The organism is Drancourtella massiliensis, from assembly GCF_016900655.1.
In the GTDB taxonomy this organism is placed as follows: domain Bacteria; phylum Bacillota; class Clostridia; order Lachnospirales; family Lachnospiraceae; genus Sellimonas; species Sellimonas catena.
Genome location: NZ_JACJKH010000023.1, coordinates 42,435 through 56,485 on the forward strand (window position 1 = coordinate 42,435; position 14,051 = coordinate 56,485).

The 14,051-nt window shown below is 47.6% G+C and carries 12 protein-coding genes; 11 read left to right on the forward strand and 1 reads right to left on the reverse strand.

Going from position 1 to position 14,051, the window contains the following annotated elements:
- Nucleotide 1 precedes the first annotated feature (1 nt).
- The 11 genes from H6A32_RS12235 to metG all read left to right on the forward strand — a co-directional run bounded on the left by H6A32_RS12235 (nucleotide 2) and on the right by metG (nucleotide 12,859).
- Nucleotides 2-1,048, forward strand: coding sequence for a V0D/AC39 family V-type ATPase subunit (locus H6A32_RS12235; RefSeq protein WP_087169023.1), 1,047 nt, complete (start codon nucleotides 2-4; stop codon nucleotides 1,046-1,048).
- The gene (locus H6A32_RS12240) at nucleotides 1,045-2,985 is read left to right on the forward strand and encodes a V-type ATP synthase subunit I (protein ID WP_204864459.1); all 1,941 of its coding nucleotides are present in this window, start codon (nucleotides 1,045-1,047) and stop codon (nucleotides 2,983-2,985) included. The genes H6A32_RS12235 and H6A32_RS12240 overlap by 4 nt, the downstream gene beginning before the upstream one ends.
- Nucleotides 2,986-2,999: 14 nt before the next feature.
- Nucleotides 3,000-3,431 carry an ATP synthase subunit C gene (locus H6A32_RS12245; RefSeq protein ID WP_087169025.1) on the forward strand — a complete coding sequence of 144 codons (432 nt, stop codon included), beginning with the start codon at nucleotides 3,000-3,002 and terminating at the stop codon, nucleotides 3,429-3,431.
- A gap of 1 nt (nucleotide 3,432) precedes the next feature.
- On the forward strand, nucleotides 3,433-3,741 hold the full coding sequence (locus H6A32_RS12250; RefSeq protein WP_087169026.1) for a V-type ATP synthase subunit F: 309 nt from the start codon (nucleotides 3,433-3,435) through the stop codon (nucleotides 3,739-3,741).
- A gap of 15 nt (nucleotides 3,742-3,756) precedes the next feature.
- A complete protein-coding gene (locus tag H6A32_RS12255) occupies nucleotides 3,757-4,344 on the forward strand; it encodes a V-type ATP synthase subunit E (RefSeq protein WP_242959050.1) in 588 nt (195 codons plus the stop codon).
- Nucleotides 4,337-6,103, forward strand: a complete 1,767-nt coding sequence (locus H6A32_RS12260; protein WP_346342282.1) for a V-type ATP synthase subunit A — start codon at nucleotides 4,337-4,339, stop codon at nucleotides 6,101-6,103. The genes H6A32_RS12255 and H6A32_RS12260 overlap by 8 nt, the downstream gene beginning before the upstream one ends.
- Before the next feature lie 20 nt (nucleotides 6,104-6,123).
- Nucleotides 6,124-7,560 (forward strand): V-type ATP synthase subunit B, encoded by a 1,437-nt coding sequence (locus H6A32_RS12265; protein ID WP_138373759.1) that lies wholly within the window; start codon nucleotides 6,124-6,126, stop codon nucleotides 7,558-7,560.
- 13 nt (nucleotides 7,561-7,573) lie between these two features.
- Complete coding sequence (locus tag H6A32_RS12270) at nucleotides 7,574-8,191, forward strand: V-type ATP synthase subunit D (RefSeq protein WP_087169029.1); 618 nt, start codon at nucleotides 7,574-7,576, stop codon at nucleotides 8,189-8,191.
- Nucleotides 8,192-8,224: 33 nt separating this feature from the next.
- Nucleotides 8,225-9,097 (forward strand): DegV family protein, encoded by an 873-nt coding sequence (locus H6A32_RS12275; protein ID WP_138373761.1) that lies wholly within the window; start codon nucleotides 8,225-8,227, stop codon nucleotides 9,095-9,097.
- Nucleotides 9,098-9,109: 12 nt separating this feature from the next.
- Entirely contained in the window at nucleotides 9,110-10,426 is a 1,317-nt protein-coding gene (locus H6A32_RS12280) for an RNA-binding domain-containing protein (protein WP_204864461.1), read from the forward strand.
- A 510-nt stretch (nucleotides 10,427-10,936) separates the two neighbouring features.
- Nucleotides 10,937-12,859, forward strand: coding sequence for a methionine--tRNA ligase (gene metG / locus H6A32_RS12285; RefSeq protein WP_087169032.1), 1,923 nt, complete (start codon nucleotides 10,937-10,939; stop codon nucleotides 12,857-12,859).
- Nucleotides 12,860-12,945: 86 nt separating this feature from the next.
- Here the strand turns inward: metG and H6A32_RS12290 are convergent, their stop codons facing one another.
- Nucleotides 12,946-13,839 carry a LysR family transcriptional regulator gene (locus H6A32_RS12290; RefSeq protein WP_171027976.1) on the reverse strand — a complete coding sequence of 298 codons (894 nt, stop codon included), beginning with the start codon at nucleotides 13,837-13,839 and terminating at the stop codon, nucleotides 12,946-12,948.
- Nucleotides 13,840-14,051 lie beyond the last annotated feature (212 nt).

The following is a 14,051-nucleotide window of genomic DNA, read 5'->3' on the forward strand; positions in this document are numbered from 1 at the left end:
TATGGGAAATTTACTTGCCTACAGTGGGATTGTCACGAAGCTAAGGGCAATGGAGGCCAAACTCCTTACAAAAGAGCAGTTTGATGAGATCATGGTCATGAGCAGTGTGCCGGAAGTGGTTTCTTACCTGATTCAGAATACTGTATACAGGGAAATCCTGGAGAATCTGGAGCCGTCCCTTGTACACAGGGGGAACATCGAGAAGCTTCTGGAACTGTCCTTGTACCATGATTACACGAAGATTTACCGTTTCTGCACACTGGAGCAGAGAAAGTTTTTAAAGCTTTATCTGAAGCGGTATGAAGTGGAGCTGATCAACTATTGCCTGAGGATCGTCATCAACCACTATCAGGAGCCTTTCGATCTGAACCATAAGAAAGCATTTTTTGACCGGTATTCGCAGATTTCCATTGAAAAGCTGATCCACGTAAGAACAACGGATGAGCTGATTGAAAACCTGAAGGGCACGGAATACTATGAGACATTAAAGAAGCTGAGGGATTCAGGGAAGGCGACACTGTTTGATTATGATCTGGCGTTGAATCTGTATTACTTTGTTTCCATGTGGAAGGATCACAAGAAGATCCTGAAGGACAAGGAACTGGAGCTTTTTGCGAGAGATTACGGGACCCAGATCAATATGCTGAATATTCAGTGGATTTACCGGGCCAAGAAATATTTCAGCCTGTCCCCGCCGGATATTTATGCGCTGCTGATTCCGATCCAGTACAAGATCAGCACCGGGCTGGTCAAGGAGATGGTGGAAGCGCCGACTTTGGAGGAATTTCAGAATGCCGTGCAGAAGACCTCGTACGCAAGACACTATGATTTTGGCCAGAATCTGACGGTGGAAAAGATGTACGCGGATTATCTGTATTATTTGTACACGACAGACCGGAGGAGAAATCCGTACTCTATTGCGTCGATCAATACCTACCTCTTTATGAAAGAGGAGGAGATCAAAAAGCTGACGACCGTGATAGAATGTGTGCGCTATGGTGTATCCTCGGATGAGATCATGGAGTATACAGGAGGGCAGAAAAAATGATTGTAAAAATGAAATTTGTCAATATCTCAGGGCCGCGCAGTGATATTGACCGTGTGATGGATCTGTATCTGTCACGATATGAAATCCAGCTGGAATCAGCGCTTTCTGAGCTGAAGACAGTGGACAATTTAAGGCCCTTTGTGGAAATGAATCCGTACAGGGATGCACTTCTTAAAGCGGTGCAGTTTGTGGGATTTCTGGAAGATCCGGATAAGACCTTACCGGATACGAAAATGGGGCTCAATGATATTTTTGAACTGATCTGGACAACAAATGAGGAATATTTAAAACTGCAGTCACAGCAGGATCAGTGGAAAAAGAAGAAAGAAGAGATTGCGGCCAGACAGAAAATCATCGAGCCGTTCCGGCCGATGGGCGGTGATCTTGGAAAGATCCTGAATTATAAATATATTGCCTACCGTTTCGGCAAGATGCCGGTGGAGCAGTACCAGAAGCTGGAGAAATATCTCCTGAACGATCTGGATGCGGTCTTTGTAAAAGGAGCGCAGGACGGGACATCTGTCTACGGTGCTTACTTTGCCGCACCTGCGGATCTCCAGAAGACGGATGCGGTATTCCGTTCACTTCATTTTGAGCGGATTGAGATTCCGGCGCAGTACGAAGGATCGCCGGAGGAAGCAAGCCAGAAGCTTCTGAAGGAAATGTATGAAATCCAGAAGAAAATTGATGACCTGGATAAAGAAGCGGCGAAGATGCTGGAACAGAAAGCCCCGCAGCTTGTGTGGGCGAAGCAGAGGCTGGAAGAGCTTGCTCACAATTTCGACGTCCGTAAGATGGCGGCCAGGGTGGAAGATAAAAAAGAAGATTACTACATTCTCTGCGGCTGGATGGCAGAAGAGGACGTCAAAAAGTTTATGGCGGAAGCGGAGCAGGACGACAAGGTTTTTGTTGTCGTGGAGGACGACCATGACAGCTACTTCGGAGAACCGCCGACAAAACTGGAAAATCCGAAGCTTTTCAAACCGTTCGAGATGTTTGTCGGCATGTACGGGCTGCCGTCCCACGATGAGATCGACCCGACCCTCTTTGTGGGAATCACCTATTCCTTCATCTTCGGAGTGATGTTCGGTGATGTAGGACAGGGACTTCTTCTTGTCATTGCGGGAGCATTGATTTACCACTTTAAGAAAATTCCCCTTGCGGGAATTATTGCTACGGCAGGAGTATTCTCCACAATCTTCGGTTTCATGTTTGGAAGTGTGTTTGGGTTTGAAGATATCATAGAGCCTTTGTGGCTTCGGCCCATCGACCATATGACGACGCTCCCGTTTGTCGGGAAACTCAATACGGTATTTATCGTGTCGATTGCCTTTGGAATGCTGCTGATTCTGGTGGCGATGGTACTTCATATTATCAATGCGTTCCGGGGACACGATGTACAGGGTGCATGGTTTGATCCGAACGGAGTGGCAGGACTTGTCTTTTACGGATCGATTGTGGCGGTTGTGGTTCTGTTCATGACCGGACACAAGACACCGGCAGGAATTGTGCTTCTGGTGATGTTCGGAGTACCGCTTCTTTTGATCCTGTTTAAGGAGCCGCTGACTAATAAGATAAAGAAAAAGAAAGAGAAGATGAAAGAAGGAGCAGTGATGTTCCTGGTAGAAGGATTTTTTGAACTGTTCGAGATGCTCCTGAGCTATTTTTCGAACACTCTTTCTTTCGTGCGTATCGGAGCCTTTGCCGTCAGCCATGCGGCGATGATGGAGGTCGTACTGATGCTTGCCGGAGTAGAGGGCGGGCATACAAACTGGGTGGTGATCGTGCTTGGAAACCTGTTTGTCTGTCTGATGGAAGGACTTGTAGTCGGAATCCAGGTACTTCGTCTGGAATACTATGAGATGTTCAGCCGGTTCTATAAAGGAAGCGGAAGAAAGTTTGAGCCATATAACAAAAACAGAAAAATGGAAAAATAAAGGAGGACTTTATTATGACTCTTGCAGCGAGAATAGCGCTAATTGCAGCACTGATCTTAAGTATTATCATTCCGTTTGGATATTATCTGATCGGAGAGAAGAACAAAGGGCGTTACAAACGTGCCATTGGAGTGAATGTATTTTTCTTCTTCGGAGCATTCGTTCTGGCATCGATTATGATGTTTGCAGGACCGAATGTACAGGCGGCGGATGCGGCAGCCTCTGCCTCTACAGCAACGGGAATGGGCTATATCGCGGCCGCACTGGTTACCGGTTTATCCTGTATCGGCGGCGGTATCGCCGTGGCAAGTGCAGCGAGCGCGGCACTTGGAGCGATCAGCGAGGATTCCAGCGTCCTTGGTAAGTCGCTGATTTTCGTAGGACTTGCAGAAGGTGTCTGCCTGTACGGGCTGATCATCTCCTTCATGATCCTGGGACAGTTATAAGATGAAGATGTTTCTGATCAGTGATAATGTCGATACGTATACAGGAATGCGCCTTGCAGGCGTGGACGGAGTTGTCGTACACGAACGTGAGGAGCTCTATGAGGCGCTCCAGAATGTTCTGAAGGACAAGACTGTGGGGATTGTCCTTCTGACGGAGAAATTCGGGAAAGAATTTCCGGATCTCATCGACGAATTCCGTCTGGAGAGGAAAATGCCTCTGCTTGTGGAGATTCCTGACAGACACGGAACCGGACGGAGAAAAGACTTTATCACATCTTATATTACCGAAGCAATCGGACTGAAATTATAAAAGGAGGGATTCCTTTTGACATTAGATGAGAAAATTGCGAAGATTCAGACCTCCTCAATGGAGGCGGCCAGAGCAGAAGGAAATGAGATTATAACGAGTTACCGCGCGGCCCTCGACAAGGTGTTTGAGGATCATAAGCAGGAGGCCGTGCGCCAGATGGAGACCCGGATCAAAGCGGAGACAGTCAATGCCAGACAGCAGAAAAACCAGGCGATGGCAAAGGCACAGCTGGATCTGAAGAGGCAGGAAGGAAGAGTGCAGAAAGAACTAAAGGACAAGGTGTTCCGGGAGGTCATGGAACTGGTGGCATCCTATATGAAAACAGAGAAGTACCGGGACTTTCTTCTGCGCTGTATCCGGAAGTCTGTAGAGTTTGCGGGCGATGAGGGATTGACAATCTATATCAATCCTTCGGATCAGGAGATGAAAGAGGAGCTGGAATTAAAGTCCGGCACTATGCTGACGATCAGCAACGAAGACTTCATCGGAGGAGTCCGGGCAGTCATCCGCGGCAGAAATATTCTGATTGATCATTCTTTCAGGACCGCTCTGAGATCGGAGTATGATGAATTTGTATTCCTGGGAGGTGATGGAGTTGTCTAAGACTGGGAAAATCTATGGAATCAACGGGCCTGTCATCTATCTGAAAGGCAATACCGGATTCGGAATGTCCGAAATGGTTTATGTGGGAAAGGATCATCTGGTCGGAGAAGTCATTGCCCTCGATAAGGACCGGACAACTATTCAGGTGTACGAGGAGACATCGGGGCTTCGCCCGGGAGAAGAAGTGACCGCCTCCGGAAATGCAGTGTCGGTGACTCTGGCGCCCGGGATTCTGAATAATATATTTGACGGAATTGAGCGTCCGCTGGAAAAAATATCAGAGACGGGCGGAGCTTTTATTACAAAAGGAATTTCGGTCGACTCCCTCGACCGTGAAAAGAAATGGGACACCCATTTTACTGTGAAGAAAGGCGATTATGTCAACGGCGGCGATATTTTTGCGGAGGTACCGGAGACAAGAGCTATTGTCCATAAATGTATGATTCCGCCGCATCTGCACGGTACGGTCGTATCTGTGCGGGAGGACGGGCCGTACACGATCGAAGAGCCGCTTCTGACGCTGGATACAGGAAACGGACAAACGGTGGAGCTTCCGATGGCCCAGAAGTGGCCGATCCGGACACCGCGCCCGGTGAGCCAGCGGTTTGCGGCATCGGTACCGCTTGTGACGGGACAGCGGATCATCGATACGATGTTCCCGATCGCAAAAGGCGGAACAGCTGCGATCCCGGGAGGATTCGGAACCGGAAAAACAATGACCCAGCACCAGATTGCCAAATGGTCCGATGCGGACATTATTATCTATATCGGATGCGGAGAGCGTGGAAATGAAATGACCCAGGTTCTGGAGGAGTTTGGGGAACTGACAGACCCGCGGACCGGAAACCCTCTGATGGACCGGACGACGCTGATTGCCAATACGTCCAATATGCCGGTGGCGGCCCGTGAGGCAAGTATCTATACGGGACTTACTCTGGCCGAGTATTACAGGGACATGGGATATGATGTGGCGATCATGGCGGACTCCACATCGAGATGGGCGGAGGCTCTTCGTGAACTTTCTGGACGTCTGGAGGAGATGCCGGCAGAAGAAGGATTCCCGGCTTACCTTGCATCCAGGCTGTCGGCTTTCTATGAGAGAGCGGGCATGATGCAGAACTTAAACGGTACGAGAGGATCAGTCAGCATTATCGGGGCGGTATCGCCTCAGGGCGGTGACTTCTCGGAGCCGGTCACACAGAATACGAAGCGGTTTGTGAGATGCTTCTGGGGACTGGACAAGAGCCTTGCCTACTCCAGACATTTCCCGGCCATCCACTGGCTTTCCAGTTACAGTGAATATTTGCAGGATCTGTCCCACTGGTATCAGGACAATGTTTCTCCGAAGTTTGTAGATTACCGGAACCGGCTGATGGCCCTTCTGAATCAGGAGAGCAGCCTTCTGGAAATCGTCAAGCTGATCGGAAGTGACGTTCTGCCGGATGACCAGAAGTTGATTCTGGAAATTGCAAGAGTCATCCGTCTGGGCTTCCTGCAGCAGAACGCTTTCCACAAAGATGATACGTGCGTCTCTCTGGAAAAGCAGTTCCTGATGATGGATACGATTTTATATCTGTACAAACAGGCACGGGCCCTTGTGACAATGGGGCATCCGATGTCGGTTTTGAAGTCGGAAAATATTTTTGAACGTGTCATTGCCATCAAGTACGATGTGCCGAATGACCGGCTGGAACTGTTTGCGCAGTACCGGCGGGACATTGATACCTTCTACCAGCGTGTGCTGGAGAAAAATGCATAAAAGGAGGGAACGAAACAGTTATGCCAATCGAATATCTTGGGCTTAGCAGCATTAACGGTCCCCTCATTGTACTGGAAGGGGTACAGGATGCGTTTTATGATGAAATTGTAGAATTTATTGTGGGAGGAAACGAGAAGCGGATTGGAAGAATCATTGAGCTTTATGGGGACAAGGCGGTCATCCAGGTCTTTGAAGGATCCGAGGGAATGTCCCTTGTCAACACCCACACAAGACTCACCGGGCATCCGATGGAGATCGGACTGTCCCGCGAGATGCTTGGAAGAACCTTTAACGGAATCGGACAGCCGATCGATGATCTGGGAACGATTGCCGCGCGAGTGAGGCGGGATGTCAATGGACTGCCGCTCAACCCGGTAAAACGGGAATATCCGAGGAACTATATTCGTACCGGGATTTCGGCAATCGATGGCCTGACTACGCTGATTCGAGGACAGAAGCTGCCGATTTTTTCCGGAAACGGACTGCCTCACGACCAGCTTGCAGCGCAGATCGTCAAGCAGGCGTCTCTGGGAGAGGATTCCGGTGAAGAGTTTGCCATTGTCTTTGCGGCCATGGGAGTCAAACACGACGTGGCGGACTTTTTCCGCAGAACTTTTGAGGAGAGCGGCGTGGCAGACCATGTGGCCATGTTCCTGAATCTGGCAAACGATCCGGTGGTGGAACGTCTGATTACGCCGAAAGTAGCGCTGACGGTTGCAGAGTATCTGGCCTTTGAGCAGAACATGCATATCCTTGTCATCCTGACGGATATGACATCCTTTGCCGAGGCCATGCGTGAGGTGTCCTCCTCCAAAGGAGAGATCCCAAGCCGGAAGGGCTTTCCGGGTTATCTGTACAGTGAACTTGCTGCAATCTATGAGAGAGCAGGCATCGTGGAGGGCGCAGGCGGTTCGGTAACGCAGATTCCGATTCTGACGATGCCGAACGATGATATTACCCACCCGATCCCGGACCTGACCGGATATATTACAGAAGGGCAGATAGTACTGGACCGGAACTTAAACGGTCAGTCCATTTATCCGCCGATCAGCGTCCTGCCGTCCCTGTCCCGTCTGATGAAGGACGGAATCGGAGAGGGTTACACGAGAGAGGATCATCAGGATCTGGCAAACCAGCTGTTTTCCGCCTACGCAAAAGTGGGAGACGCAAGAAATCTGGCATCGGTTATCGGAGAGGACGAACTTTCCCCGATCGATAAAGAATATCTTGCGTTCGGGAAGGAATTTGAAGAGAAATACATCGGTCAGGGTCCGGAGGAAAACCGTACCATCGAGGAGACACTGGATCTTGGATGGGAGCTTCTTGGACGGCTTCCGAGAGAGGAGCTGGACCGTGTTAATACGAAGATTCTGGACAAATACTATCATCCGACAAAACGGGATGAAGGTGTCACCATGAGTGCGAGTCCAGGCTCTGTAGCAAATAAAGAAATGTAAAGGGGTGAGGCTGTTGGATCCACGGACATTTCCGACAAAAGGCAACCTGATGCTTGCGAAGAATTCTCTTGCGCTTGCGAAGCAGGGATATGAACTGATGGATAAAAAGAGAAACATTCTGATCCGGGAACTGATGGATCTGATCGATCAGGCCCGCACCATTCAGGAGGAGATTGACAGCACATTTACCTATGCGTATCAATGTCTTCAGAAAGCAAACATTGAAAACGGGATCAATACGATCTCCCAGATCGCATATACGGTTCCGATCGAAGATTCGATCGTGATACAGACGAGGAGTATCATGGGGACGGAGATCCCGCATGTGAAATATACGCCGAAGACCCCGGTTCCGACTTATGCGTTCAGCGCGACAAAAGAGTCCGCGGACCGGGCGGCGGAAGCTTTTCGGAAGGTGAAAGATTTGACGGTGAAGCTTTCCATGGTGGAGAATGCGGCTTACCGGCTTGCTTCCAATATTAAAAAGACGCAGAAGAGAGCCAATGCGCTGCAGAACATCACTATCCCGATGTATACACAGCTTGTATCAAGCATCAGCAACGCACTGGAAGAAAAAGACAGAGAAGAATTTACAAGGCTGAAAGTGATCAAGCGGAGAAAACAAAGTTAGAGAAAAGAGATGAAATGAGGAGGCAGAACAACGATGGACTACACGATTACAACAGATTCAAATTCGGATGTGCCGGCAGAGGTTTTGAAGAAATATGGAATCCCGGTGATTCCGCAGTACTACGCATTCGGAGATGAGGTTTACGGAGACGAAAAAAACATGTCCCCGCATGAATTCTACGAGACAATGAGAAAGGGAGAACTTCCGAAATCCATGGCAAACAATCCTGCGGTCATCCGTGAAAAATTCGAGGCAGTTTTAAAAGAAGGAAAAGATATCCTTCACATTGCATTTTCCAGCGCACTGAGCGGCAGCTATAACAACGTGCGCATGGTGGCAAGGGAGCTGCTCGATGAGTATCCGGACAGGAAAATCGAGATCTTTGACTCCCTGAATGCATCCCTCGGCGAAGGTCTGTCAGTGTACCGGGCGGCAGAATTAAGGGAGCAGGGGAAAGCAATGCAGGAAGTCCTGACAGTACTGAATGAAGAACGAAGCCATATCAATGTCTGGTTTACCGTGGATGATCTGCACCATCTTCAAAGAGGAGGACGTGTCTCCAAAACGACTGCGATTGTCGGCAGCATGATCAACATCAAGCCGCTTCTTCGTATAACGGCATCAGGAGAACTGAAATCCGACGGCACTGTCCGCGGGCGGAAGAAGGCGCTGAAAACACTTGTCACCAACATGGAAAAGTCGCTGGATCCGGAACATTACGGAAAAGACCGCAAAGTGGCAATCCTTCACGGAGACTGCATGGAGGATGCCCTCGCAGTGAAGAAAATGGTAAACGATCTTGGATTTGAGGATGTCGTTATCAACGATGTCAGCCCAAGCATAGGCACACACGCAGGACCGGGCGTTGTAGGACTGGTGTACTACGGAGGGAAAGTGACGGAATAAGGAGGCGAGGCTGTGGATTCAAAAGCGATTAAGGAAATACTGGACATAGGAGAAACCATCGCAGTGGAATTCAAGCGTTGTGGGAATGGTATTGAAAGCGATGTATATGAAACAGTATGCTCTTTTCTGAACCGTTTTGGAGGAGACATTTTTTTAGGCGTACTGGATGATGGAACTGTTTTAGGGGTGCCGGAAAATGCGGCAGCTGATATGGTCAGAAACTTTATAAGCTGTGTCAGCAATCCGGCGTTGTTTACACCTACAGTTTATTTGTCACCCAAAGTCCTGAAATATGAGGGCAAGACAATTATTCATATTCATGTTTTACCAAGTGCCGAGGTTCATAGTTACAAGAAAATAATTTATGACCGGATTGATATGCTTCCTAAACTTCGTATTATGGCAGAAAATCAGAGTAACGGAAGCGGACATCCGTGGAGCCGTATGACAGATGATGAATTGTTGAAAAGTGCGAGATTATATTCTATTGATCGTGTAACTGGTGAGCAGGGATTCAATCTGGCAGCGGTTATGCTTCTTGGAAAAGACGATGTAATTTTAGACATTGTACCGGCCTATGTGACAGATGCGCTTTTACGCAGAGTAAACATTGATCGTTATGATGATAGAGAAATCATCCAGACAAATTTGATAGAAAGCTATGAGCGTTTAATGGAATTTGGGCGCAAGCATTTGCTGGATAAATTTTTTCTCGAAGATGACCAACGTAAGAGTCTGAGAAATATTATCACCCGTGAGATGATTGCGAATACATTGATCCATCGTGAATATACAAGCTCTTATCAGGCAAAATTTGTAATAGAAAAGGAACGGATGTATGTGGAGAATGCCAATCGTGCTTCTCAAAATATTGTGATTACACCGGATAATATGGAACCAATACCCAAAAATCCAATTATCGCATCCTTTTTTAGAAATATTGGTTATGCGGATCAGCTTGGTTCTGGTGTAAGAAATTTATTTAAATATAGTAAATTTTATTCTGGAAATGATCCCGAGTTTATTGAAGGAGATATATTTAAAATTATTGTACCATTGGATGAGGGAAATAGAGAAGAACAGACCACCCAGTCAGTCACCCAGACCACCCAGTCAGTCACCCAAACCACCCAGTCTAAAGAAAATGATCCTGAAAAAAATATTATGGAACTGATAGAACAGAATCCGTTTCTTTCTCAAAAACAAATGGCTGAAAAACTGAATTTAAATAAAAATACGTTGAAGTACTATATCAAAAAAATGAAAGAAAAGGGAGTAATTGAAAGAGTAGGAACCAATCGAAAAGGGAAGTGGATTGTTAAATCTTGACTTTCAAAAATTTCTATGCTACCATTTTTACTACATAAGCAAACGCGTAGAAGAAGAGAGTACATGTTCTGGAATCTTACAGAGAATTCCCGGATGCTGAGAGGGATGGAGAAAGGAAGATGGAAGATGGCTTCAGAGCGGCATGGATGAACACGGATGACCGTGATAATTCATGATGGGTTCCGCCCGTTACAGCGGAGGGTGCCGTCCGGCACTCGCAGAGGTCTGTCCTGCGAGGGGCAGATAAACGGAAGTGGTAACGCGGATTCGCCTTCCGGGGAAATATCCCCGGAAGGCTTTTTATTTAACAGGAAACTTTGTTCCCTGTTAAATAAAAACGCTCCGCGGGATGCGCACTCGTGCGAGGCAGAAATTTGTCGCTGACGCGACCGCACTCGGCGCGAGAGTTCCGCAAGCGGAACTCTATGTTTATTTTGTAGCGTTGACTGGTGGACCGTATCAACAGGTGAAGCTGATTTTAGCGTTTATTAAAAAAGGAGAGAAAAATCTATGTGCAGTAATTGTAATGAAAAAGAAAAGTATTATATCACGACTGCGATTGCCTACACATCCGGCAAACCGCATATCGGAAATACGTATGAGTTTGTGCTTGCGGACGCAATCGCAAGATACAAAAGAAGCAAGGGCTACGATGTCTATTTCCAGACCGGAACAGATGAACATGGACAGAAGATCGAGCTGAAGGCGGAGGAAGCAGGCGTGACTCCGAAGGAGTACGTGGACAAAGTAGCTGCCCAGGTGAAAGAGATCGCTGACATGATGAACACATCATACGATCATTTTATCCGTACAACGGATGACTACCATGAGAAACAGGTGCAGAAGATCTTCAAAAAGCTGTATGATCAGGGAGACATTTATAAAGGATACTATGAAGGAATGTACTGTACTCCGTGCGAATCCTTCTTTACCGAGTCCCAGCTTGTGGACGGTAAATGTCCGGACTGTGGACGTCCGTGTACACCGGCAAAAGAAGAAGCATACTTCTTCAAAATGAGCAAATATGCGGACCGCCTGATCCAGCATATCAACGAGCATCCGGAATTTATTCAGCCGGTTGCGCGGAAAAACGAGATGATGAACAATTTCCTTCTTCCGGGACTTCAGGATCTTTGTGTATCCAGGACGTCATTTAAGTGGGGAATCCCGGTAGACTTTGATCCGAAACATGTCGTTTATGTATGGCTGGATGCGCTGACCAACTACATCACCGGAATCGGATACGATGCGGACGGAAACAGCTCTGAGCTTTTCAACAAGAACTGGCCGGCAGACCTGCACCTGATCGGAAAGGATATTATCCGTTTCCATACGATTTACTGGCCGATTTTCCTGATGGCGCTGGATCTTCCGCTTCCGAAGCAGGTATTTGGTCATCCGTGGCTTCTGCAGGGAGACGGCAAGATGAGTAAATCCAAAGGAAATGTGATCTACGCGGATGAGCTTGTCAACCTGTTCGGTGTGGATGCAGTACGTTATTTTGTGCTTCACGAAATGCCGTTTGACAACGATGGTGTCATTACATGGGAACTGATGGTAGAGAGAATGAACTCTGACCTTGCCAATACATTAGGAAACCTTGTAAACAGAACAGTTTCCATGACAAATAAGTATTTTGGCGGAACAGTGACGGATAAAGGCGTGGCAGAAGAAGTGGATGCAGACCTGAAGCGTGTGACGGAAGAGACATCCGGCAAAGTGGACGCCAAGATGGAAGACCTGAGAGTGGCAGACGCCATCACAGAGATTTTCAATCTTTTCAAACGCTGCAACAAATATATCGATGAAACAATGCCATGGGCACTTGCAAAAGAAGAGGATAAGAAAGACCGTCTTGAGACAGTGCTTTACAACCTGATTACAAGCATCTCCGAAGGAGCAAAACTGCTTGCACCATATATGCCGGAGACAGCCGAAAAGATCCTCGCGCAGCTTGGAGACGGCCATGTGACAGACAAGCCGGAGATTCTTTTTGCAAGAAGAGATATCAAAGAAGTGATGGAAGAAGTAGAGAAACTTCATCCTGCACAGCCGGAAGAAGCACCGCAGGAAGAGGAAGGTCCGGTGATCGATATCGAGGCAAAACCGGAAATCTCCTACGATGATTTCATGAAAATGCAGTTCCAGGTAGGCGAAATCATCAAATGTGAGGAAGTTCCGAAGTCCAAAAAACTTCTCTGCTCTCAGGTGAAGATCGGAAGCCAGGTAAAACAGATCGTGTCCGGAATCAAGAAATGGTACTCACCGGAAGAGATGGTCGGAAAGAAAGTCATGGTTCTTGTCAACCTGAAACCGGCGAAGCTGGCAGGCGTGCTTTCCGAAGGAATGATTCTCTGTGCGGAAGATGAAAATGGAAACATCGTACTGATGCAGCCTGAAAAAGACGTTCCGGCAGGAGCGGAAATCTGCTAGAAAACAGGAAAAGACGGGAGCTGTCCCTATGGGCGGGCTCCCGCCTTTTATTATGAAGCGATGTGTCTGGCAGCTGAAAACTGCCGTCAGTTCCGGTTTTGAACCGGGTGTGCGCACTCACGGATAAATGCTAGAAACTGTTCCTCCCGGGGATTTGGCTGGTAATTGTCCGCTGTTGCGTACAGGAAGTCCAGTGTATTATATTTTGACTCCAGCGGAACATAACAGATATCCTGTTTGACAGGTTCTTCTCCAAGAATAGCCAGAACTCCGATGCTGTCACTGTTTTCCAATGTATCAAAAAAACCGCCGCGGTCACTGACATATAAAATACCGGAGAAATCCGTCAGTTCAATATGCCTGAAAAACGGCAGAGAATCATTGAAACAGACGAGTGGGAAACGAAACATATCTTCAGGTGTTACACAGGAATGTCCGGAAAGAGGATGCCCTTTCCGCATAATTACGGAAAGTCTGACGTCCGGGAACAGCTTTTTGACTGTACAATGATAAGACCGGGCCATTTTTTCATAGATGGCATGAGTGTTGCTCGCGTAGCATACAAGCGCAAGACGGGCGGCCCCGGAGTTGAGCGCCTGAAAACATTCCTTCAGGGAAAGCTCCTTAAAACTTTCAGAACCCTCTACAGGAAAGTTCCCCTGGAAACGGAGAAAGCAGTTGAAAAAGAACGGCCTGTAGTAGGATACAATATCCAGACGGCAGGAAGATCGCGCTTTCAGCCGGCGTATATATTCCACTTCAGAATGAATCTTTGCGGCGCTGTTCAGCAGCTCTTCACCTGAGGCGGTGGGAATGATCCCGGTAGACGTGCGCCGGAAAATCTGGATTCCGAGTTCCTTTTCCAGAGATTTTAGTTTGCTGCTCAGGTAAGGCTGTGAAAGAAAGAGTTCTTTTGCAGCCTTGCTGATGGAACGGTATTTTGCGATTGCCAGAGTATACTCCAAATCTTTTAAATCCATAAACGCCCTCCTGATCAAAACTGAAGATCGTATCATAGTATAAACTTGAAAAAAGTATAGCATTTTGCAGAATCTTTTTCAATGAAGGGCGAAAAGTGACAGCGGTAAAGAATAAATTTTAGAAATCCCTGCTTTTCAGCCAGAGTATGTTATTGTGGCTATTTTGCACAACAAGCGTCTCCTTTGGAGCCGTTATCCACATCTCAAGGCCA

Coding starts and splice junctions, on each gene's coding strand:
- H6A32_RS12235 (WP_087169023.1), top strand. CDS start 2: ATGGGAAATTTACTTGCCTACAGTGGGATTGTCACGAAGCTAAGGGCA.
- metG (WP_087169032.1), top strand. CDS start 10,937: ATGTGCAGTAATTGTAATGAAAAAGAAAAGTATTATATCACGACTGCG.
- H6A32_RS12240 (WP_204864459.1), top strand. CDS start 1,045: ATGATTGTAAAAATGAAATTTGTCAATATCTCAGGGCCGCGCAGTGAT.
- H6A32_RS12250 (WP_087169026.1), top strand. CDS start 3,433: ATGAAGATGTTTCTGATCAGTGATAATGTCGATACGTATACAGGAATG.
- H6A32_RS12275 (WP_138373761.1), top strand. CDS start 8,225: ATGGACTACACGATTACAACAGATTCAAATTCGGATGTGCCGGCAGAG.
- H6A32_RS12265 (WP_138373759.1), top strand. CDS start 6,124: ATGCCAATCGAATATCTTGGGCTTAGCAGCATTAACGGTCCCCTCATT.
- H6A32_RS12290 (WP_171027976.1), bottom strand. CDS start 13,839: ATGGATTTAAAAGATTTGGAGTATACTCTGGCAATCGCAAAATACCGT.
- H6A32_RS12245 (WP_087169025.1), top strand. CDS start 3,000: ATGACTCTTGCAGCGAGAATAGCGCTAATTGCAGCACTGATCTTAAGT.